The organism is Bradyrhizobium sp. WBOS07 (genome assembly GCF_024585165.1).
GTDB lineage: Bacteria > Pseudomonadota > Alphaproteobacteria > Rhizobiales > Xanthobacteraceae > Bradyrhizobium > Bradyrhizobium japonicum_B.
Genome location: NZ_CP029008.1, coordinates 3,222,192 through 3,243,409, shown reverse-complemented (window position 1 = coordinate 3,243,409; position 21,218 = coordinate 3,222,192). Strand labels below are relative to the sequence as shown.

The window sequence follows — 21,218 nt, the reverse complement described above, 5'->3', positions numbered from 1 at the left end:
CTTTGCCTATCGAGCCCCAAGGCCCGACTCTTCGCAGGACGGCGCGGGTAACGCCAGCAGCCAGGCGGTTCCACGTACTCCGGGCCGGCGGCAAGGTGGCCGGTATTCAGCCCTTGCCAAAGGAATCGGCAGATTGTCCTTCAATTGCACGAGCTCGCCGCGACCTTGCGTGGCCGACGGCGCATCCTCGAGGACGGCCCTCATCAGTTCGAGGAATCTGATGCGATCGGGCGGCGGAATGCCGGGCGCAGCGCGGTAGCGCCAGGTCTCTCGGCGTGGAGGGCAGGGAAAGAACTCGAGGTAGGAGACCGTGCAGGCGTCGTTCCGGATAGCCCCGGAACTGTCGAAATCCCCACAATGATCCGTGTACACGAACGACCGCTCTCGATTTTCATCCCGCAGCATCATCTGAGCGACATTCATGTCGGGGGCGCCCAGGCAGCGGGAGCGATACGAGAACAGATGAGGATTCTCTATATGGAGCTTGACGACCTTTGGTTCGGGGTCAGCAAGCAAGGCTGCCCGAACTTGCCGCTGGAGATCCGAGTTGATCAGCCCGTCGTAGAGAAGCCGTTTGGAGTCCTGCACCATGGACAGCGCGAACACGGTGAGCAGGCCGCCAGCCAACCCGGCGCGCAATCGTGCTCCCGGAACCAGCTGGATGAACGTCGCCATCAGCAACAAGACGCCGACCTGCGAGGGAAAGAGCAGTCTGGATTCCCCCCGCATCACGTCGCCATAAATTCCGGTGATGGCGTAAGGCATTGCCCCGAGGAGGGCGATTGCGGCTCCGAGCACCAACAGCAGCATCGCGTTGGCGGACGAGACTAAGCTCCTCAGCAGCCATGGTGTCCAGAACGCGCTCGCGGAGAGCAGAGCGGAGCCGACCATGGCGGCCAATGCCAGAACTGTGGAATTGCGGCTTCCCAGCAGCCCGAACCCGTGGGAATAGGCGTATTCCAGGCCGGTCCGAAAGGCCATGAAATGGGCAACCAGCGCTCTCCGGATGACGACAGGGTCGGACACGAAACTATATTGTCCGGCGTAGTGACCGCTCTTCCCCAGGATCGTCATCCGCAGCACGATGATGGTCGCGACGGCCAACCAAAACGGAGCGAGCCGCGCGAGTGTCCGCGTCCAACGTTCGCCGGGAGATCGCGCCAGCACGACCCGGAGCGGCTCGAGGGCGATCAAGGTCTCCAGCGACAATGAGAAGAACAGGCAGAACGGCGCGGCCCATCGAAGCGCCCGCACTTTCGAATAGGTCAACTCGTACGACAACAAATAGAAGAGCAGGAAGACGTCGTAGACGGCGTTCTGCGTGAGGCGAATGACGTAAAACGGGCTGAGCAGGAAGAGAGCCGCAAACAAGGCAGCTATCGGCTTCGTGTAGGGTGATCTTTGGAGGATGGAGTAGAGCAACACGCCGTTGGCGAGGTGGCAACCCAGACCCGCGAGACGCGCAGCGACGTCCGGCATGTCGGGCAAGAGAACGACGAGCAGCGACATCGGCACGATGAAGCCGGCATGGGCCGCTTCATACAGCACGCGGAAAAGTCCGGGGAGGCCCTCGGTCCAGTAGGTGTAGTAAACGCTCCAATCGTCGCCGAAGACCTCGCGTGCGAACAGTGCGGGCAAGCTCGCACCAAGGGCCAGAACCGCACCGACCCAGACATATCCGATCCCCATTCGCTCGCGCATGTAGGAAAGCGCGGCGTGTGGGATCGTCTTCCAGCGGAAGCCGTTGGGACTGGCCGGCTCGATCATGGCCTCAGGCCCTCGCATCGCGGCCTTGATGTTCGATGACGAGCCTGCCGATCTGCGTGACGTAGTCGCGCACTTCGGCGGCGTTGCTGCCATCGGGCGCCCAGTCCGGAAAAACCGTCCGGGAGGGATCGAACGGACCGGCGGTGGTTTCGTGGAACACCAGCCATTCCGAGGTGATCAGGATCGAATGAAAGACCTTTTCCGGCATGCGGTAGTAGCAGCGCTTGCCCTGGCCGTAGGGCGCCATCTCGAGCACGTCGCGAATGCGGCCGTCATCCTCGAAGATCACGACCTGCGCGGTGCCCTCGATGACGTGAAACGATTCCGGTTTGCCGAGATGCTTGTGGGGCCGCACATAGGCCTCCCGATGGTGCACGATCAGCATCTCGTGCAGGCCGGATGAGGGATCGGGGTGCGTGCACAGCCGGCTGCGCAGACGCGGATTGCCGGCGGCGATGCGTTTCAGCTCCGCGATCGTGGCGTCATCCGCCGTGACGATGGCATCGTCAGAATAATACACTTCGGGATTCTGCGCGCGCAGCGAGGTCGGCCGGCGCAGGCCCGTTGCCTCATTCGAAGAAGATGAACCCATGGTCGCCCCGGTACCCGCATTTGTCGTAGATCCACGCCCAGGTTTCCGGGCCGTGGAAGCTCAGGCAGGTGAGCTGCCAGTAGAGCAGATTGGCCTTCTCGCGCTCGTTGCGGAAGGATTCCACCATCAGGTATTTCGAGGCGCCGCGTCCGACGCGCTCGATCTCGGGCACCGCGCGGAACACGTCCTCGAGCGGAAGGTTGTGCAGCACGCCGAGCGACACCACGAGATCGAAGCTGTGACCGGGGTAGGGCAGCTCGACGGCGTTGCCGACCTGGAGCTGCGGCCGGATCTCCTCCTTGGCATTGGCGATGCCGTACTCGGAGATGTCGATGCCGGCGATGGTAAGGTCGGGGACGAGCTGGGTGAACTCGTAGAGCAAATAACCCTTGCCGCAGCCGACGTCGAGCACGCTCATGCCGGGCTCGATGCCGTAGCGATCGATCAGGGTCTGGGCGAGCGGGCGCCAGCGTCCGTCATAGCGATAGCCGCCATAGCCGTAGCGCCGGTCGCCGTCCCAATAGTCGCGGCCCCATTGCCGCGCGACGGTGGCGGATTCCGCCTTGTCGTGCTCGACCACGCGCTGGACGTAGTCCCGCCTGGTCGAAGCGTGCATCGGCTGGAGCAGGTTGATCTCGCTCATGGGGCTCAACCGGTCCGCGGCATCGTCACAGGATGGTCGCGTATTTGTTGACCAGCAGGATGTCCTCTACGGCCTGGATGTCCTTCGGCGAGGCCAGCGTGATTTCCTCGACGGCTGCGTGGAGGTCGCAGCCTTCGCGCAGCACGCGGTCGTAGATTTCCCGCCGGCGAGCCTCGTCGGGCGGCAGCATGAAGATGCTGTAGAGAATCATTCCGCGCAGCTGCGGCAGCTCGTCGAGAATGTCCTCGAGCACCATGTAGCTGCCGGGCATGATGTGCTCGACGGCGCTGAGCAGGAATTGCAGGTTCTTCCGCCGCGCATAGTCGCGGATCACGATGTTCTGGACGTGCTGCGGGGTGCGGCTGCCGTTCAGCGGCCGGGCGCCGATATAGCCGCGATGGCCGGCTCGCTCAGCCATGGAAGCCTCCCGGCAGCTTGTACTGCATGCCGACCCGGGTCGCCGGGCGCAGCAGGATCGGCTCGAAGAACTCGCCGAAGCGCTTGTCGGCGTAGGGCGACATGATGCTCTTGAAGCGGCAGTTCATGCTCCACCGCGTGCCGGGCTCTTCGTTGACGCGGTTGCCGTGCATCAGGGTCTGGTTGAACAGCATCACGTGACCGTAGGGAATCTCGATGAAGGTCGCGTGCGGCTTGATCGTCTTGTAGAGTTCCTCGGCGCTGCGCAGGCTTGCCATCCGATCCTGCATCTCGCCGTTCAGCGACGGCGGCAGCAGATACATCGCTTTGGTGCGGTGCACGTCGACCAGCGGCACCCACACCACGACCTCGAACGGCGAGTCGCCCGACCAGACGTCGGAATGGGTGGCGAGCAGCGACGAGCTGTCCCCTGGCATCTGGATGCTGAGATTGACGCGGCGCTGCATGCAAAGCTCGTTGCCGACGATGGTCTCGATCGTCGAGCGCGCCAGGCGGAAATAGGTCGGCCGGAACCACGGCTCGGCATTGAGGCCGTTGAAGACGTGCAGCCGCAGCCCGTTGAGATCGTCCACGCTGACCCGCGTATGGATGCCGTCGAGCATCGCATAGGGATCGTTGCTGTGCGGCAGCTTCAGATAGTCCGCCGCAAGCTCCGCAGCGCGCCGCTGGATGCGGTCGAGCCCGGCGCGATCGTCGGCCGGCGTGGTCACGAAGCCGTCGTCGATGAAGCGCTGCGCCAGCTCCTGCTCGTCAGCCTGAAGGAAGTCCGTATCCGTCATGCAAAGTACTCCCGGGCGGTCGCGCAGATATAGCTGATATCGGCGGCCGACAGGAACTGGTTGATGGGAAGCGTGAGGATCTGGTCCGCCTGCCGCTCGGTCACCGGGAACGCGCCGCGGCCATGACCCAGATGCGCCGCCGCCGGCTGCAGGTGGATCGGGATCGGATAGTGGATGGCGGTCTCGATGCCCTTGTCGGCCAGATATTTCTGGAAGTCGTTGCGCCGGTCGGTCTGCACCACGAAGGTATGGAAGGTGTTGAACTCGATGTTGCGGCAGGGCGGAATGAACAGAGGCAGGCCTTCCAGCTCGGCGCGGTATTGCGCGGCGTTGCGCCGCCGGCGTTCGATCACCGAGGGCAGATGACGCAGGCGCACGCGCAGCACCTCAGCCTGCAGCGTGTCGAGCCGTGAGACGATGCCCCATTCCTGGACGTCGCTGCGGTTGATCAGGCCGTGGTTGCGCAGTCTGCGGATTCTGGCCGCGAGATCGGCGTCGGCGGTGACGAGGAAACCGGCATCGCCGGCCGCGTTGAGATTCTTCAAGGGATGGGCGGAGAAGCAACCGAACGTGCCGATGGTGCCGCTCATCCGGCCGTCATATGTCGAGCCGACCGCCTGGGCGCTGTCCTCGATCACCGCGAGCGCGTGCTTGTCCGCGATCGCCATCAGCGGGGTCATGTCGGCCATGCGCCCGGTCAGATGCACCGGCATGATCGCCTTGGTGCGCGCCGTGACCGCGGCCTCGACCGCGGCCGGATCGATGTTCTGGTCCGGCAGCACGTCCGCAAACACCGGCGTGGCGCCGACCGCGATGATCGCGGCGGTCGAGGCCACGAACGAATTCGGGGGCGTGATGACCTCGTCGCCGGGGCCGATGTCGAGCGCCCGCAAGGCCAGGATCAGCGCGTCGGTGCCGGAATTCAGCGTCACCACATGCGGCGAGCCGAGATAGGCCGACAATTCCTCCTCGAGCTTGCCTACCGCCGCGCCGCCGATGAAGTCGCCGCGCTGGAATACACCTTCCACCGCCTGCATGATCTCGGCGCGCTCTTCCTCGAATTGCGCGGGAAGATTGACGTAACCGATGCGCCGGCGGCCGGTGTCAGCGTCCATGGCAGAACTTCCTGACGGTCTCGATGACGCGGTCCTGCTGCGCGCGCGTCAGATGCTGGTCGACGGGGAAGCTGATGACCTCCTTGGCATGGCGGTCGGTGACCGGGAAGGTGCCGGGCGCGTAGCCGAGATGCTTCAGGCCTTCCTGCTGATACAGTGGGATCGGATAGTGGATCTTGGCCTCGATGCCGTTATCCAGGCAGTACTTGTAAAGCTCGTCGCGGCGTTCGGCGAACACCATGTAGAGATGGTAGACGTGCTTCACGTTGGGCCGGCGCGGCGGGACGCGCAGGCCAGGCAGGCCGGCAAGGCCCGCGTCGTAATAGGCGGCATTCTCGATCCGGCGCCGCGTGATCTCGCTGGTTTGACCGATCAGCCAGTTGCCGACGACCGCCTGGAGGGAATCGAGCCGCGAATTGCAGCCGAGGATCGCGATCTCGTCGCGGTTCTTCATGCCGTGGTTGCGGATCAGGCGGAGCTTCTCGTTCATGCCGTCGTCATTGGTGACGACGACGCCGGCATCGCCCCAGACGTTGAGGTTCTTGAGCGGATGCAGGGAGAAGCCGGCCGCGATGCCGTGCGTGCCGGAGCGCTTGCCCGCAAACTCCGACAGGATGCCCTGGCAGGCGTCCTCGACCACGGGCACGTTGCGACGCTTGGCGATCGCCATCAGCTTGCCCATATCGGTGACCTCGCCGGTCAACTGCACCGGCATGATCGCCTTGGTCTTCTCGGTGATCGCGGCCTCGACCTGGTCGACGTTCATGCAGAAGGAATCGTCGCAATCGACCAGCACCGGCCTCGCACCGGTTTCCGCGATCGCACCGACGGTGGCGATGAAGGTGTTGGCGGCGGTGATGACCTCGTCGCCGTGACCGATGCCGAGCGCCTTGAGCGGCAGCTTGAGCGCGTCAGTGCCCGATCCGACGCCGATGGCGTGGCGCACGCCGATCAGCTCGGCAAAGCGCTTCTCGAATTCGGCAACGGGCTTGCCAAGGGTGAAGTCACCGGTCGCAACCAGCCGGCCGATCTCGGCCAGGATCGGAGCGGGGTCGGAGAATTGCTCGAGCAGATAGGAATATCGAACGTCGTACATGTGACCCGTCAGGTGGAATGAAGTTGAGGAGCGGAGCTGCGCGACGCCGCGAGCGCGTGCTCGATCGACGTCGCGATGGCGTTGGCGGACAGTCCGTGCTTCTTCAGCAGCGAATCCTGCGAGCCGTAATTGTGCATGAAGCGGTCCGGCAGCGAGAGCCGGAGCATGGCGGGAAAGCCGGAGCCGAGCCTGTCGATCAGCGTTTCGGCGACGGCGCTGCCGAGGCCGCCGGAGGGCACGTGCTCCTCCAGCGTCGCCACGAGCTTGGTGCCGCGCACCGCCTGGAGCAGCGCCTCGGCGTCGAGCGGCTTCACCGTGTGCATGTGCAGGATGCCGGCGCGAATGCCCTGTGCGGCGAGCTGGTCGGCGGCGGCGATGGCGCGCTGGAGCATGATGCCCGTGGTCACCATGAGAACGTCGCCCGGCGGCCGCATCAGGATGGCCTTGCCGATCTCGAAGCCGTGCTCGGCCTTCGAGACGATGGCGTCGCCGCCCTTGCCCAGCCGGATGTAGATCGGCCCGGTCCAGTCGAGCGTCTTGTCCATCATGCGCGCGGCCTCGTCGGCGTCGCATGGGCAGATCACCGTCATGTTCGGCAGCGCCCGCATGATGGCGATGTCCTCGATCGCCTGGTGGGTGGGGCCGAGCGGCGCGTAGACGAGACCGCCGCCATTGGCGATCAGCCGTACCGGCAGGTTGTGCAGGCAGAGATCGACGGCGACCTGCTCGTAGCAGCGGCGGGTGAGGAATGTCGCGATGGTGTTGACGTAGGGCACGAAGCCCTCCATCGCCAGACCGGCCGACATGCCGATGATGTGCGCCTCCGAAATGCCCTCGATCAGATGGCGCTTGGGAAACTCCTTGCTCATCGCGCGCAGCGTGCCGGCGCCGGGATCGGAGCCGATGTAGAGCACCCGCTCGTCGCGCGCGGCGAGCTTGTGGACCATGTTCATCGCGGTGTTGCGCATGGGGAGCCGATCAAAAATCGCCGACGGCGACGCGAATGGCGTCGAGTTCGCTGTCGGTCAGCTTGTTCTTGTGATGCCAATCGGCGTTGGATTCCGCGGGCGGCAGACCCTTGCCCTTGACGGTATGGCAGATGATCGCGGTGGGTTTGCCCGGAACGGCCGGGACCTGCTTCAAGACGGTGCGCAGCGCGCCGATGTCGTGGCCGTTGAGCTCCTGCACGGCAAAGCCGAAGCTGCGCCATTTGTCCGCGAGCGGCTCCAGCGGCAGGACGTAATCGGTCGGTCCGTAGCTCTGCAGCTTGTTGTAGTCGATCATGGCGACCAGGTTGTCGAGCCCGTGCTTGGCCGCGCCCATGGCGGCTTCCCACACCGACCCCTCGTTGATCTCGCCGTCGCCGAGCAGGACGAAGGTCCGGTAGCTGCGCTCGCGCATGCGGGCGGCGAGCGCAAGGCCGACGCCGATCGACAGGCCGTGTCCGAGCGCGCCGGTCGAGGCCTCGACCCCCGGCACCATGCCGTATTCGGGATGTCCGCCCAGGATACTGTCGGAGCCGCAGAAGCCCTCGAGCTCCGACAACGGGAAGAAGCCGCGATCGGCGAGCAGGGCATAGAGCGCGAGACAACCGTGGCCCTTGCTCAGGATGGCGCGATCGCGATTGGGATCGCGCGGATTTTGCGGGTCGATCCGCAGCACGTCGTCGTAGAGCACGCGGACCATCTCGATCAGCGACAGGGCCGGGCCGACATGGCCGCGTCCCGCGGAGCGGACAGAACCGAGGACCAGGCGGCGCAAGTAGAGACTGCGCTCGTCCAGCGTGCAGGTGAGGGCGGCTTCAGCGTGGGGTGAGATCTGGATCACGTTGGCAAATCGTTTGATGAAGCCGGCGGGCTTTGTCGAGCTGACCGGCAAGGCGGACCGTCAGATCGCCACCTTGCGCAGCCAGAGCGCGCCGGGAGCGGCTTTCGGGCAAATAGGCATTCAGGACAATCAGGCACCAAATCGCCCCGAACACAGGATACAGCACGTCACGGCGGATCGCAAACGCGTCATCCCCGGCTTCGAAAGCGCGCGAGAGCCTCTCGATCAATCGGTTCGCGCTGGCCGCGGGCAGATCGCTGCCTGGGTGAATTGCGGTGTCGGACACGAGCTTGACCGGATCGTCCCACCCGAAATATTCGAAGTCGATGAAGCGCAGCCTGCCGTCTTCGGCGCGCAGCGCGTTGTGCAGCCCGAAGTCCGAGGGGCTCAATGCGCGATGAGCGGGCAAGAGGTCCGCTGCGGGATTCCGGCCGAGTTCCGCATAACGTCGACGGAGGCGTCGAACGGCGGCAGCGGTGGTGGGAACCAGGCTGCCGTCGATGAACGCACGCAGATCCGGATCATGGTCCGCGGCCTTCCTCAATCCGTCGAGGCGCTGCTCGTACTGGGCGACGGCTTGCTCGGGCGAGAAGATGCTGGCCGAGGCGTTCCGCAGGGTCTGCGCACCCTCGGCATCGCGCAATTTCTGCAATTCGATCAGGAAATCGGCCAGCTGGTCGGCATCGTTCTCCTGGGGACGCAGCACCGCCGCGTCACCGTCGAACCATTGATACAGCGCGCAGAATGCATCTGCGTCCTTTGCGATGGGCCGCGGCGTCGACGAGATGCCGTGGCGCGACAGAAACGTGAGCGCGTCGTATTCCTGTCCCAGGCGATCGCGCCCGTCGGACGGATAATGCTTGAGGGCGAGGGGCGGTCCCTTCGCCATCTCCAGCCGAAACACCCGGTTGTTGCCGCCGGACCGCGCCGGTTGAGCGGCAACGACCTGCGCGCCGGCCAGGCGGCTGCCGATCGAAATTGCATCCAGCGCGTTCAGGTCCGGCTCGCTCATGGCGCGAACACCCCGCGGCTGATGTCCGCCCAGCTCGCGATCGGCTCGCAATGGGCGGGATGAGGCGGCCGCGACTGCGTGAACAGGATCGATCGCGTCGCCTTCGGAAAATGCGGCTGCTCGAAGACATCGACGAGATCGTCGATGAAGATATCGAGCTTCAGGCTCGCGAGCCGCTCGACCTTGGCCGCCAGCGTGTCCTCGAAATAAACATTGCCCGCCGCCAGCGCCGTATCGGCGGTATCGACGAGGCCCGCGGCTTTCAACCAGCCGCGCGCGGCCTCGCGCAAGTCGACGCGATCGGGGTCCTGATGGCCGAACTGCGTCTTGTGGCTGACGATGAAGACGCTCGCGCCGGCCCTGCGGCAGCTGGAGAGAAACTCACGGACCCCAGGATAGATCTCGGCGCCGACGATGCCCTTGCCGTAGACGAAGCCTTGCAGCCCCTGCCAGGCCAGCTCGCCGCCGGCGCGGGACCGCAGGAAATCCCGCACTTCGGTCTTCAGCCCCACCCAGCCCTCGGGCACCAGCCCGCGCTGGCGCGCGGCGGCGGCAAAGACCTTGTCGTAGCAGATGATCGTGTTGTCGAAATCGATGCCGATCCGCACGCCGCTCACTTCAGGCTGATGTTCTGCATCATCTTGATGTTGAAATATCGGGGATCGTTGAGCGAGTTCGGCAGGCGGCCGGCCTTGAAGGCGTCCACGAGACCGGACACGGCCTGCTCGATCGTGTGGGTCGGCGCAAATCCGAGCTCGCGGCGGATCTTCTCCGAAGAGACGTGGTAGGAGCGCAGATCGTCGGTCGGCTCGACGGCGACGTCGACGTTGTCTCCGACCACCGACTTGACGATGTCGGCGATCTTCATCAGCGAGTGGTTCTCATAGCCGATGTTGTAGGTCTTGCCGTCGATCTTCGCGTCGTCCTGCTGCAGCAGGAACAGATAGGCCGCCGACATGTCCTGGATGTGCAGGTTGGGCCGCTTCTGCGTTCCGCCGAACACGCGGATGCGGCCGGTGTTGACCGCGAGGTTGGTCAGGATGTTGACCACGACGTCGAGCCGCTGCCGCGGAGCGTAGCCGCAGACGGTGGCGGGACGAACCGTGCAGGTGACGAAGCCGGGCGCCGCCTCTTCGGCGAGGTCGGTCTCGCACATCGCCTTGAACTTGGAGTAGTCGGTGAGCGGCTCGCAGGACAATTCCTCGGTCACCTCGGCCTCGTCCTTGATGCCGTAGACGCTCGACGAGGAGGCGTAGATGAAGCGCTTGATGCCGGCCTTCTTCGCCGCGCGCACCATCGGCCGGAAGCAGTCGTAGTTGATGGACTTGCCGAGCGCCGGGTCCAGCTCGAACGAGGGGTCGTTGGAGATGCAGGCGAGGTGGATCACCGCGTCGTTGCCGCGCAGGGCCTCGTTGACCGCCGCCTCATCGCGGATGTCGCCCTTGATCAGGCGCAGGTTCGGATTGTCGCGAACGGCGTTGAAGACGTCGTCACCGTACATGAAGAGGTCGAGCACCGTGACCTTGTGGCCGGCCGCCAGCAACTGGGGAACCAGCACGCTGCCAACATAGCCGGCGCCACCGGTGACCATCACGTTCCATTTCCGATCAATCACTGTCGTTCTCCAGATTTTCCGTTCGCGCTACTTCAACAACGCGGTGACGAACTTGACCAGGGGTGCCTTTTCGACCGAGTTGCGGTGACCGACGATGCCGACCTTGATCGCGCCCGCCGCATTGCCGATGAAGGCGACGTCCTCGATGTTGCCGCCAGCCGCCACCAGCGGCGCCGTGATCGTCAGGAAGGCATCGCCTGCGCCGACCGTGTCGACCACGGTCTTGGTGAAGGCGGGCACGCGCGCGACGCCGGTCTTCGACGAGAACGGGTAGCAGCCGAAGGAGCCGTGCGTGATGATCATGTTGTCGCAATCGATCTTGCGGTGCAGGCCGTCCTCGATCACCGATGCGATGTCGCTGAACTTGTCGGTGGCGGCCAGCCGCGCTTCCGGCGCGTCGATGCAGATGTAGTCTGCCCGCGGATATTTCGTGATCAGGTTGTAGCCGTGGTTGCCGCTGTTGCTCTGGGCGTTGACCGCCAGGAACTTGGAGTTCGCGATCAACGCCTCGATCGTGCTGGACGCGATCATGCCGTGACCGAAATCGGTGACGATCACGACGTCCGCGGCGCGCACGCGCTCGGTGGTGACGCGGTCGATCTCCTTGCGCGTGGTCTCGTCGAGCGGCGTGTCGTCCATCGTATAGACTTCGAACAGCTTGTGCAGATAGCCCATCTCGACGTAGCGCAATTTGCGGGTCGTCGGACGGCCCTGAATGCGGATCGGCGTCAGCGTGACGTTCGGGCGGACATGCGCGCGAATGAACTCTTCAGGGTAGTCGTTGCCGCCCAGCGTCGTGACGATCTCGACCGACTTGCAGAAGCTCGCGACGTGGTTGGCCGCGGCGATGACGCCGCCGGCAAATTGCTCGCCGTTCTTGAGCAGGGTGGCGACGATGTTCTCCTTCGACGCCTTCCCGAGCGCCGTGACGTATTGGTATTCGTCGATGATGGTATCGCCGACCAGCACGACGTGCATGTCCTGGATCTTGTCGATCAGCTTCAGCAGCCGCTCGGCGCCGCCGCCTTCGCGCACCTTCTGCAGGTAGTCGCGCAAAGGAGGATCGTAGATGTCGAAGTAGCGGTTCAGCAGCGACGACGAGCTGAAGGTCACGTCGCGCGTGAAGACGATTCGTCCGCCATGACGTTCGACGGCCTCGCGCTCGATGGCGATCTTGCCGGTGACGTCGTCCTCGGGATTCTCGTAGTCCGAGCCCTTCACGTAGATGTCGGGGCGCACGGTATCGAGCACCGGTTCGGCACTGGAGGTCTGGTTGATGCCGACCCAGTCGACCGTGCCGAGCGCGGCCAGCATCTCGGCACGCATGTTCTCCGGGAAGATCGGCCGTCCCGGGCCCTTGTTGACGAAACGGTCGGCGGTGATGGTCACGATGACCACGTCGGCCTCGTTGCGCGCCGCCAGGATGTGCCGGACGTGGCCGAGATGCACCAGATCGAACACGCCGTGGCAGAGCGCGACGGTCAGGCCCTTTGCCTGCGCGGCACGCGCCATCTCGCCGAGCTCTTCGATCGTCCTGATCTTGTCGTGCGGTGCCGGATGGACGGCCGGCTTGTCTGTCTGAGGATGAGCCATATGAATTATCCAAAGCGCCGGTAGGTCTCAGATGGCCGCCCGGAAATGATCGAATCGCGGCAACGATATCCCGCGCACCTGTTCAAGAGCTTGCCTTCTGGGCCGAGCCGCTGTCGTCACCGAGATATTTGAACCAGTCCTTGGTGGCGTCGGCGATCTTGTCGACCGTCCACAGCGGCGCGTCCTTGTACTGATCCATCGATTTCAGCATCGTCGCAACGCCGTCCTCGAATTTCACCTTCGGCGTCCAGTTCAGGACCCGTTTGATCTTGGTAATGTCGGCGTAGGTGCAATCGGGCTCGCCCGGACGTTTGGGGATGTGGACCTTCTCGCCGCCGAGAAGCTCGACCAGCCGGTTGACGCTGTAGGTGTTGTCCGAGCCGACGTTGAATATCTCGTGCGAGATATCGGAGTGCGCGGCGGTCACGAAGGCGTCTGCGACGTCGCTGACGAAAGTGAAGTCGCGCGTCTGTTCACCGTCGCCAACCACCGTGAACGGCTTGCCGGCGAGCTTCTGCGCCATGAACACGCCGAACACGGCGCCATAGGTGCCGGTGGTGCGATGGCGCGGCCCGTACACGTTGAACAGGCGGAGCGCGACCGCGGGCAGCTTGTAGACCTGGCACCAGTGCATGACGCACTGCTCGCCGAGATTCTTGGTAAGCGCGTAGGGGTACATCGGCCGGATCTCGGCGCTCTCCGGCGTCGGGTAGGCGTCGGGAATGCCGTAGCAGGACGACGATGCGGCATAGACGAAACGGCGGACGCCGGCGTGCCGTGCCGCCTCGAGAACGTTGACCGTGCCGTCGACATTGGCGCGATGATACGGGATCGGGGACTCGATCGAGGGAACGATGTCGGCCAGCGCCGCAAGGTGGAAGACCCAGTCGACACCGTGGAAATACGGCCTGATCGAGTCGAGGTCGGTGACATCAGCCCGCACCACCTTCAACCGGCTCGAACTGGCGCGCGAGGCCAGGTTTTCCGGGCGACCGATGACGAAGTTGTCGAGCGCGACGACCTCGTGGCCATCGTCGAGGAGGCGATCGACGAGGTGACTTCCGATGAAACCTGCGCCACCAGTGACAATGCATTTCATGGGGAACATCCGTGACGCGAATGCCCAGCGAAACAGGCCGGCCAATGTTGAGTGAAACCCGAAAGCCGACTATCAGCCGCTCGCCGACTTTGCAAGCATTATACCTTTGCAATCCCTGGTGATAGCCGGTATCAGGGCATCATGTTGCAGTCGAGCCGCCAGCCCATGCCTGTCGAGTCCGTCGATCCCGATCACAAGGCTTTCCTCGTCGATTATGTCGGGCGCCTGCATCGCGCGACGGCTGTCGACGACGGCGTTTTTGCCAGCATCTCCGCCACCCGCGCCGTCTGGTTGCGCACACGCGAGCAGGGCGGCCGCGTCATCTTCATCGGCAACGGCGGTTCGGCGGGCATCGCCTCGCATCTGGCGATCGATCTGGCGAAGAACGCAGCGGTGCCTGCGCTCTGCTTCAGCGACGCCAGCATGATGTCGTGCCTCGCCAACGATTACGGCTTCGAGGATTGGATCGCGCACGCCGTGAGATTGAGCGCGCGTGCCGGCGACTGCCTCGTCGCGATCAGCTCGTCCGGGCGCTCGAAGAACATCCTCAACGCGGTTGCGCAGGCGCGGACGATGAAGCTCGACGTGATCACGCTGTCGGGCATGAATGCGGACAATCCCCTGCGCAATCTCGGCGACATCAATTTCTTTGTCGACAGCCGCAGCTACAACATTGTCGAGACGACGCATCAGTTCTGGATGATGGCCGCGATCGACCTTGTCATCGGTCGCGCGGAATATCCGGCATCCTGAGGCGGGCACCCGATGCAGTCGCGGTTCAAGCAGGCGGCCCTGTTTTCGGTAAAGCTGCTGCTGTCGATCGCGGTGCTGGTCTACATCGCGCGCGGTCTCGACCTGCAACAATTGCGCAGCCATCTTGTCTCGGTCGATCCTTTCCTGTTCGTTCTCGCGCTGACGCTGATTTTCTTCCAGACCTTCGTGCTCAACGGCCGGTGGGAGCTGATCATGCGTGCGCTCGGCGTCTCGCTGGACTGGCTCGCGGGCTGGCGCATTCTGATGATCAGCCTCTGGTTCAATCAGGTGTTGCCGTCGTCGGTCGGCGGGGACGCGGTGCGGATCTGGCTGCTGCGCCAGCGCGGCGTGCAGTGGCCGGAGGCGGTCAAGGGCGTCGCGGCTGATCGTTTCACGGCCCTGATCGGACTGATCGTGCTGATGGTCGCCGGATTGCCGTTCCTCACGTCACGCGTGTCCAATCCGGCCGCGATCCTGGCCATCGCCGGCCTGACGCTGGCGGGTGTCGCCGGCACTACTGTCCTGTTGACGCTCGACCGTCTGCCCAAGCGCCTCGTTGCGCATCCGGCGATCGCAAGCTTCGTCCGGTTCGGAGCACTGGTCAGGTTCCTCCTCCTGCAATCGAAGAGTCGCGCTTTGCTGTTCGGATCGGCGCTCCTCATCCATCTCGTGACCGCGGCGGCCTGCTACGCCTTGGCGCGCGGTGTCGGCGCCCAGCTCTCGGTGACGGACGCCGGGGTCCTGATTCCGCCGGTGGTGCTGTTGACCGCGGTCCCGATCTCGATCAGCGGCTGGGGCGTTCGGGAGGGGACGATGGTCGCCTGCCTCGGTCTGGCGGGCGTCCCTTCCGAGCAAGCGCTGTCGGTTTCGCTTCTGCTGGGCGCCATCAGTGTCATCATCGGGCTTGTCGGAGGTGTGATCTGGCTCGCAAGTCCGGAGCGCGGATCGTATTCCGCGGACAACGCCGCCAAGGCGGCGGCGGAGGCCCCCAGCTACGACGGGCTGGGCAGGGAAGTCTCGAGCCAGCCATGACCCGCTCGAGGTCATTGCTGCCGATGTGGTTTTCACGGGGTGGGATTGCCTCACCCGATCGCTTGTCTCAATTTTCGGTTCCACGATGAAAAATCTGTTCTACGTCCGCCAAACCTGCCGCCTCTGCCATTCGGACAAGCAGGAGCTGGTCGTCCCGATGGCCGGCATGCCGATCGGCACACCGAACTTCCAGGTCCCCGACGCCAGCGTCGACGATCCCGTGTTCCGCGCCGCGGTACCGATGGCACTGCATCTGTGCAGGGATTGCGGCCATCTGCAGATTCTCCATGTCGGCAATCCGGAGATCCAGTACCGCAACTACGTCTACACCACCTCGCTCTCGCTTGGCCTGCGAGAGCACTTCGCGGGCTATGCCAACGACGTCGTCAGCCGCTTCGCCATCGCGCCGGGCTCGCTAGTCGTCGAGCTCGGCAGCAACGACGGATCGTTGCTCGGCTTCTTCAAGGAGCGCGGGATGCGCGTGCTCGGCGTCGATCCCGCCGTCGAGATCGCGCGGCGCGCGACGGAGGCGGGGATCGAGACCATCGGCGATTTCTTCACCGATGCGATCGGGCGTCGCATCCTGCAGAGCCACGGTGCGGCGAGCGTCGTGATCGCCAACAACATGATCGCCAATGTCGACAATCTCGATCCCCTGGTGATCGGCGTTCGCGACGTGCTCGCGCCGGACGGATTGTTCGTCTTCGAAACCCAATACGGCGTCGACGTCACCGAGAAGAACCTGCTCGATACCGTCTATCACGAGCACCTGTCGTATTTTAACATCAAGCCGCTGATCCGTTTCTTTGCCCGGCTCGGCATGGAGCTGATCGACGTCCAGCACATCTGGACCAAGGGCGGCTCGATCCGGGTGACCGTGCAGCGCGCCGGGGGCGCCAAGAAACCGTCTGCGGAGGTCGCGCGCTTCGTTGCCGAGGAAGAGCGGCTCGGTGTCGATCAGCCGGCCTATTATGCGCCCTACGTGAAACGGATCGCCGCCATCCGCGACGAGCTGGTCGCGATGGCCGACGCCGCCCATGCGAGCGGTCAGCTCGTCGCCGGCTACGGCGTCTCGGTCGGCACCACGACCCTGCTGCCGCAGTTCGGCCTGGAGAACAAGATCGACTTCCTGGTCGACGACGACCCCAAGAAGGGGAACGTGATGGCCGGCCCGGGCTATGACATCCCGATCCTGCCGCCTGCCGCGCTTTACGAGCGCAAGCCGGCGTTCGTGGTCGTCTTCGCCTGGCGCTATGTCGACCCGATCCGGGCCAAGCACGCCCGCTATTTCGCTGAGGGCGGAAAGTTCGTGGTGCCGCTGCCGGGCGTTTCGACGGTCGACCGGGCCGACTGATACGCTGCGGGAGCCCGCGGTCTCGCCGTGCCGGGGCAGGGCGGATAGGTGGGGACGGACAAGCCTTTGATCCGGCTTGGCTCTGCTCTCCCGCCGGGGGAGATCGGCTCGCCTGGGGCGCGCCCTCTATATCTTGACCTTTGGGCCTATCCGCAGTAGATACCCCGCACTCGCAGCCGGCCCGTTAGACGCGGATCTCCGGCGCGGCTTTGAAATCCCCGAACAATCGAGCCCGGTTTCCGGCTCATCCTTCGAGACAGAGGGCTGGGCCAACGGCGGCTGTTCGGATCCCTGAAATTCATTCGCGTCTGTCGACGGACGTTGGACATCAAAACGATGGCAGTCAGCCCGTTCAAGTTCTTGCAGGAAGTGCGCTCGGAGACCGCCAAGGTCACCTGGCCGACCCGCCGCGAGACCACCATCACCACCATCATGGTGTTCGTCATGGTCGCCGTGGCCTCGATCTTCTTCTTCGCCGCCGACCAGGTCATCCGCGTTCTCATCACCTTCCTTCTGGGCATTCAATGATGGCAACAGCAACCGCTCAACTGTCCGACAAGCGCTGGTACATCGTCCACGCCTATTCGAACTTCGAGAAGAAGGTCGCCGAATCGATCCGCGAGCAGGCCAAGCAGCGCGGGCTCGAGGAGCTGTTCGAGCTGGTGCTGGTGCCGACCGAGAAGGTCACGGAAGTGCGCCGCGGCCGCAAGATCGACGCCGAGCGCAAGTTCTTCCCCGGCTATGTGCTGGTGAAGATGAAGCTGACCGACGAAGCGTTTCATCTGATCAAGAACACGCCGAAGGTCACGGGCTTCCTCGGTGCGGAAAACAAGCCGATGCCGATCTCGGAGGCCGAAGCCATGCGCATCCTGCACCAGGTGCAGGAGGGCGTGGAGCGGCCCAAGGCGTCGGTGTCGTTCGAGATCGGCGAGAATGTGCGCGTGGCCGATGGCCCGTTCGCCTCGTTCTCGGGCGTCGTCGAGGAAATCGACGAAGCGCGCTCGCGCGTGAAGGTCGCGGTGTCGATCTTCGGTCGCGCAACGCCGGTCGAACTGGAATTCGGTCAGGTCGAGAAGGTCTGACCGGGTATTGCGCAAGACTTCGGTCTTGCGCAGCAAGAGGCGTGGGAGGACGAGGGCGGTTGCCAGCCGCCGTTGATCCCGACCACGAACCTGAAACCGCCGGCGATGTGCCGGCACAACAGGAGTGATACATGGCAAAGAAGGTGACCGGATACCTGAAGCTTCAGGTCCCGGCCGGTGCGGCGAATCCTTCGCCCCCGATCGGTCCCGCGCTCGGTCAGCGCGGTCTCAACATCATGGAGTTCTGCAAGGCGTTCAACGCCCAGACCCAGAAGGAAGAGAAGAACACCCCGATTCCCGTGGTGATCACGATCTACGCCGATCGTTCGTTCACCTTCGAGATGAAGACGCCCCCGATGTCGTTCTTCCTCAAGCAGGCTGCCAAGATCCAGTCCGGCTCGAAGGCGCCGGGCCGCGACAAGGCCGGCAAGGTGACCAAGGCGCAGGTGCGCGAGATCGCCGAGAAGAAGATGAAGGATCTCAATTGTGATTCCATCGAATCGGCCATGAAGATGGTCGAGGGCTCGGCCCGTTCGATGGGCCTGGAAGTTGCGGGGTAAGCGGTCATGGCAATCGGAAAGCGTTTGAACAAAGCCCGCGAAGGTGTTGACCGCGAAAAGCTTTACCCGCTCGCGGACGCCATCAAGATGGTCAAGGAGCGCGCGAAAGCGAAGTTCGACGAGACCATCGAGATCGCGATCAACCTCGGCGTCGATCCGCGTCACGCCGACCAGATGGTTCGCGGCGTCGTGACCCTGCCGAACGGCACCGGCCGTACGCTCCGCGTCGGCGTGTTCGCCCGCGGCGCCAAGGCCGATGAGGCCAAGGCTGCGGGTGCCGACGTCGTCGGCGCCGAAGACCTGGTCGAGAAGGTGCAGAACGGCTCGATCGATTTCGACCGCTGCATCGCCACCCCCGACATGATGCCGCTGGTCGGCCGTCTCGGTAAGGTGCTCGGCCCGCGCGGCCTGATGCCGAACCCGAAGATCGGCACCGTGACCATGGACGTCACCGGCGCGGTGAAGGGTGCCAAGGGCGGCTCGGTCGAGTTCCGGGTCGAGAAGGCCGGCATCCTGCAGGCCGGCGTCGGCAAGGCCTCGTTCTCCGAGGAAAAGCTGGTCGAGAACATCAAGGCCCTGGCTGACGCCGTCTCCAAGGCTAAGCCGGCCGGCTCCAAGGGCACCTACATCCAGCGCGTTGCGGTGTCCTCGACGATGGGCCCTGGCGTGAAGGTCGAGCCAGGCACCATCCTCGGCTAAGCCTGAAAATTGCATGAGGTGAGGGGCGGAATTGGGCAACCGATTCCGCCCCTCGTCGTTTGTGGCGGCGCTCACCGGAAGCAACAACAATGGCTGACAAGGTCCTGATCTATTCGCGCTTTCCCAAGACGATGATGACGCCCTTCGCCGAGCGCTTCGAGCTGCTCGACACCGGTGGCAAGCCCGCGCGAGACGTGTTTCCAGCCGAGGAGCTTGGCGGCATCCGCGCGCTGCTGACCGCCGGCAGCTCGCTACTCGGCGCGGAGGCGATGGACCTGTTCCCCAAGCTCGGCGCCATCGTCTGCTACGGCACCGGCTATGACGGCGTCGACCTCAAGGCGGCCGCCGCCCGCAACATTGCGGTCGGCCACAGTCCCGGCGCCAACGCGGCCTCGGTCGCCGACATCGCGATGACCCTGATGCTGGCGGCGACGCGGCGGATCCTGGTCGCGGACCAATATGTCCGCAGCGGCGACTGGGCCGCCGCGAAGCCGTCACCGATGATGCGCCCGCAGGCCGGCATGCCCGGCCGCCGCATCGGCGTCTACGGCATGGGTGAGATCGGCCGCAAGATCGCGGCGCGCTGCGCCGCTTTCGAGAGCGAGGTCGGCTATTTCAGCCGCACCCGATACGATCTGCCCTATCGATATTTCCCGTCGCTGGAGGCACTGGCCGACTGGTGCAGCGTGCTGATGATCGCGGTCCGGGCAGGGGCCGAGACCGAGCACGTCGTCAACGCCGACATCCTCAAGCGGCTCGGCGCGGACGGCTATGTCGTCAACATCTCCCGCGGCTCGGTGATCGACCAGAAGGCGCTGGTGGCGGCACTCACCGACAAGACCATCGCCGGCGCCGGCCTCGACGTGTTCGAGAAGGAACCGCACGCCCCCGACGCGCTGACCGCGCTGCCGAACGTGGTGTTCGCCCCTCATGTCGGCGGCCACACCCTCGAATCGCATGTTGCGATGCGAAATTGTGTGCTGGCGAACCTGACCGCGTTCTTCGCGGGCAAGCCGCTGCCTTACGCGGTCAAATCGGCCTGAATCGGCCCGTTCCAAGCCCGTCCGGCAGCGGATTGGAACTGGTGTGAATTTTGCTCTTGGCAAGCAAGCCCGGAGCGGTTAAAGAACCGCTTCCGGACGTGCCGGCCTCGGCTGGCGCGTTCGTGCACGCATTCCGAAAACCCGACACAGGAGATCATTCCTTTTCAGGACGTCCGTGAGGATTTGCCCGAAAAGGAAGGAGAACCCGTCTGTTGGTGGAATGTGGGCAAGGGTCGGGCGGTTCGCCGGCTGACCCTGTCCTGTCCAAGACTGCAGGCGCCTGGGGGAAATCTCGATTTCTCAACGGCTTAATCGCATGGCCTGCATAGACGGGTGAAGACCGGATTTCACTTCGTATCCAGCTTTAAGGGCTGGTCGCGAAACGGGTCTGGTTCGGACCTCGACACGCCGTGGGCGCCCTCAGGTGCTCCCGGAGGGCAGGCTTTGAATGTCGTCTCGCCCGGCGCGTGTCCGAAGGGGATTTTGGCCCCGAGGTTCAGGTTTTGGGTGGGACGATGGGTGCAACCCGGCGGTCCCACTTTCGCGATGACCGCCAACCGGAGAGAGCTTGCTGTGGAACGAGCGGCAAAAAAAGAGGCGGTCGAACAGCTCAATGAGGTCTTCAAGACCACGAGCGTCGCGGTCGTTGCTCAATATTCCGGCCTCACCGTCGCCCAGATGCAGAAGCTGCGCCAGCAGATGAAGCAGGCGGGTGCCGCGGTGAAGGTCTCGAAGAACCGTCTCGCCAAAATTGCTCTTGAAGGCACTGACGTCGTTGCCATCGGCCCCATGCTGAAGGGACCGACCGTGATCGCCACTTCGAACGATCCGGTAGCGGCGCCAAAGGTCGCCATCGAATTCGCCAAGGCGAACGAAAAGTTCGTCATCATCGGCGGCTCGATGGGGAAGACCGTCCTGAATGTCGACGGCGTGAAGGCTCTTGCCTCGCTGCCGTCGCTTGATGAACTGCGCGGCAAGATCGTCGGCCTCATCGTGGCCCCGGCGACCAAGCTGGCTCAGCTCGCCAATGCGCCCGCGGGCAAGCTCGCGCGCGTCATCCAGGCTCATGCCTCAAAGGGCGAAGCGGCCTGACGCCCTTCGCAAAACTCAAACCCGAAC

Annotated in this window: 23 protein-coding genes; 9 read left to right on the top strand and 14 right to left on the bottom strand. The window is 64.3% G+C overall.

The features are described from left to right. Window positions 1–6 precede the first annotated feature (6 nt). The 14 genes from DCM79_RS15405 to DCM79_RS15340 all read right to left on the bottom strand — a co-directional run bounded on the left by DCM79_RS15405 (window position 7) and on the right by DCM79_RS15340 (window position 13,576). Complete coding sequence (locus DCM79_RS15405) at window positions 7–1,767, bottom strand: hypothetical protein (protein WP_257180564.1); 1,761 nt, start codon at window positions 1,765–1,767, stop codon at window positions 7–9. Between the two features lie 4 nt (window positions 1,768–1,771). Beyond that, the gene (locus DCM79_RS15400; RefSeq protein WP_257180563.1) at window positions 1,772–2,359 is read right to left on the bottom strand and encodes a WbuC family cupin fold metalloprotein; all 588 of its coding nucleotides are present in this window, start codon (window positions 2,357–2,359) and stop codon (window positions 1,772–1,774) included. Continuing rightward, window positions 2,337–3,002, bottom strand: coding sequence for a class I SAM-dependent methyltransferase (locus DCM79_RS15395; RefSeq protein WP_257180562.1), 666 nt, complete (start codon window positions 3,000–3,002; stop codon window positions 2,337–2,339). Before DCM79_RS15395 ends, DCM79_RS15400 begins: the two co-directional genes overlap by 23 nt. 25 nt (window positions 3,003–3,027) lie before the next feature. Continuing rightward, window positions 3,028–3,420, bottom strand: a complete 393-nt coding sequence (locus tag DCM79_RS15390; RefSeq protein ID WP_257180561.1) for an LIC12192 family sporadic carbohydrate cluster protein — start codon at window positions 3,418–3,420, stop codon at window positions 3,028–3,030. Next, a complete protein-coding gene (locus DCM79_RS15385) occupies window positions 3,413–4,219 on the bottom strand; it encodes a sporadic carbohydrate cluster 2OG-Fe(II) oxygenase (RefSeq protein WP_257180560.1) in 807 nt (268 codons plus the stop codon). The genes DCM79_RS15390 and DCM79_RS15385 overlap by 8 nt, the downstream gene beginning before the upstream one ends. Next, window positions 4,216–5,334 carry a DegT/DnrJ/EryC1/StrS aminotransferase family protein gene (locus DCM79_RS15380; protein ID WP_257180559.1) on the bottom strand — a complete coding sequence of 373 codons (1,119 nt, stop codon included), beginning with the start codon at window positions 5,332–5,334 and terminating at the stop codon, window positions 4,216–4,218. The genes DCM79_RS15385 and DCM79_RS15380 overlap by 4 nt, the downstream gene beginning before the upstream one ends. Then, the gene (locus DCM79_RS15375) at window positions 5,324–6,430 is read right to left on the bottom strand and encodes a DegT/DnrJ/EryC1/StrS aminotransferase family protein (RefSeq protein ID WP_257180558.1); all 1,107 of its coding nucleotides are present in this window, start codon (window positions 6,428–6,430) and stop codon (window positions 5,324–5,326) included. Before DCM79_RS15375 ends, DCM79_RS15380 begins: the two co-directional genes overlap by 11 nt. An 8-nt stretch (window positions 6,431–6,438) precedes the next feature. Further along, window positions 6,439–7,398, bottom strand: coding sequence for a transketolase family protein (locus DCM79_RS15370; protein ID WP_028137043.1), 960 nt, complete (start codon window positions 7,396–7,398; stop codon window positions 6,439–6,441). Between the two features lie 10 nt (window positions 7,399–7,408). Continuing rightward, window positions 7,409–8,257 (bottom strand): transketolase, encoded by an 849-nt coding sequence (locus DCM79_RS15365; protein WP_257180557.1) that lies wholly within the window; start codon window positions 8,255–8,257, stop codon window positions 7,409–7,411. Beyond that, a complete protein-coding gene (locus DCM79_RS15360; protein ID WP_257180556.1) occupies window positions 8,232–9,269 on the bottom strand; it encodes an aminoglycoside phosphotransferase family protein in 1,038 nt (345 codons plus the stop codon). Before DCM79_RS15360 ends, DCM79_RS15365 begins: the two co-directional genes overlap by 26 nt. Then, a complete protein-coding gene (locus DCM79_RS15355) occupies window positions 9,266–9,877 on the bottom strand; it encodes a hypothetical protein (RefSeq protein WP_257180555.1) in 612 nt (203 codons plus the stop codon). The genes DCM79_RS15360 and DCM79_RS15355 overlap by 4 nt, the downstream gene beginning before the upstream one ends. Before the next feature lie 5 nt (window positions 9,878–9,882). Continuing rightward, a complete protein-coding gene (locus tag DCM79_RS15350) occupies window positions 9,883–10,884 on the bottom strand; it encodes an NAD(P)-dependent oxidoreductase (protein WP_257180554.1) in 1,002 nt (333 codons plus the stop codon). 27 nt (window positions 10,885–10,911) lie between these two features. Further along, a complete protein-coding gene (locus DCM79_RS15345) occupies window positions 10,912–12,477 on the bottom strand; it encodes a PfkB family carbohydrate kinase (protein WP_257180553.1) in 1,566 nt (521 codons plus the stop codon). A gap of 82 nt (window positions 12,478–12,559) precedes the next feature. Continuing rightward, entirely contained in the window at window positions 12,560–13,576 is a 1,017-nt protein-coding gene (locus DCM79_RS15340) for an SDR family oxidoreductase (protein ID WP_257180552.1), read from the bottom strand. Between the two features lie 165 nt (window positions 13,577–13,741). Between DCM79_RS15340 and DCM79_RS15335 the strand changes: the two genes are divergently transcribed. From DCM79_RS15335 to rplJ, 9 genes are all read left to right on the top strand, one after another. Next, window positions 13,742–14,329 carry an SIS domain-containing protein gene (locus DCM79_RS15335; protein ID WP_257180551.1) on the top strand — a complete coding sequence of 196 codons (588 nt, stop codon included), beginning with the start codon at window positions 13,742–13,744 and terminating at the stop codon, window positions 14,327–14,329. A gap of 12 nt (window positions 14,330–14,341) precedes the next feature. Continuing rightward, window positions 14,342–15,361, top strand: a complete 1,020-nt coding sequence (locus DCM79_RS15330) for a lysylphosphatidylglycerol synthase transmembrane domain-containing protein (protein WP_257180550.1) — start codon at window positions 14,342–14,344, stop codon at window positions 15,359–15,361. Window positions 15,362–15,446: 85 nt separating this feature from the next. Continuing rightward, window positions 15,447–16,715: a class I SAM-dependent methyltransferase gene (locus tag DCM79_RS15325; protein ID WP_257180549.1), complete on the top strand. Its 1,269-nt coding sequence runs from the start codon at window positions 15,447–15,449 to the stop codon at window positions 16,713–16,715. A 336-nt stretch (window positions 16,716–17,051) separates the two neighbouring features. Continuing rightward, window positions 17,052–17,243 (top strand): preprotein translocase subunit SecE, encoded by a 192-nt coding sequence (gene secE, locus DCM79_RS15320; RefSeq protein ID WP_028137033.1) that lies wholly within the window; start codon window positions 17,052–17,054, stop codon window positions 17,241–17,243. Further along, complete coding sequence (gene nusG, locus DCM79_RS15315; RefSeq protein ID WP_007602985.1) at window positions 17,243–17,797, top strand: transcription termination/antitermination protein NusG; 555 nt, start codon at window positions 17,243–17,245, stop codon at window positions 17,795–17,797. The genes secE and nusG overlap by 1 nt, the downstream gene beginning before the upstream one ends. A 131-nt stretch (window positions 17,798–17,928) precedes the next feature. After that, a complete protein-coding gene (gene rplK / locus DCM79_RS15310; protein WP_006611824.1) occupies window positions 17,929–18,357 on the top strand; it encodes a 50S ribosomal protein L11 in 429 nt (142 codons plus the stop codon). Between the two features lie 6 nt (window positions 18,358–18,363). Next, complete coding sequence (rplA, locus tag DCM79_RS15305; protein WP_028137032.1) at window positions 18,364–19,056, top strand: 50S ribosomal protein L1; 693 nt, start codon at window positions 18,364–18,366, stop codon at window positions 19,054–19,056. An 89-nt stretch (window positions 19,057–19,145) separates the two neighbouring features. Continuing rightward, window positions 19,146–20,099: a 2-hydroxyacid dehydrogenase gene (locus tag DCM79_RS15300; RefSeq protein WP_257180547.1), complete on the top strand. Its 954-nt coding sequence runs from the start codon at window positions 19,146–19,148 to the stop codon at window positions 20,097–20,099. Window positions 20,100–20,672: 573 nt separating this feature from the next. Further along, window positions 20,673–21,191, top strand: coding sequence for a 50S ribosomal protein L10 (gene rplJ, locus DCM79_RS15295; protein WP_126258098.1), 519 nt, complete (start codon window positions 20,673–20,675; stop codon window positions 21,189–21,191). Window positions 21,192–21,218 lie beyond the last annotated feature (27 nt).